Raw genomic sequence first — 284 nt, 5'->3', positions numbered from 1 at the left:
GTCATCAGGATCACCTCGCCCGACATCTGCCAGGCGACGTCCGTGAGTGAGGCCAACTGGAACACCAGCACCTTGGTCGATCCCGCAAGTCCGGCCAGAGCGGCCGACAGCACGAAGGCGAGCAGCTTGTACTGGTTCACCCTGTAGCCGAGCGAGATCGCCCGCGGCTCGTTCTCGCGGATGGCTTTCAGGACCTGCCCGAACGGGGAGTGGATGGTGCGGTAGATCACCAGGAACCCGAACAGGAAGATCGCCAGGACGAAATAGTAAAGATGGATGTCCTT

General features: G+C 60.9%; 1 protein-coding gene. It reads right to left on the bottom strand.

The window, feature by feature from the left end; translation table 11 throughout:
• On the bottom strand, positions 1-284 hold a 284-nt coding region (locus V5F48_RS25125), incomplete at both ends, for a branched-chain amino acid ABC transporter permease (RefSeq protein ID WP_394260670.1).

It is taken from the genome of Xanthobacter autotrophicus ATCC 700552, from assembly GCF_043194565.1.
Lineage (GTDB): Bacteria > Pseudomonadota > Alphaproteobacteria > Rhizobiales > Xanthobacteraceae > Xanthobacter > Xanthobacter autotrophicus_F.
The sequence above is the reverse complement of the archived record's forward strand: the minus strand, read 5'-3'. Positions and strand labels throughout refer to the sequence as shown.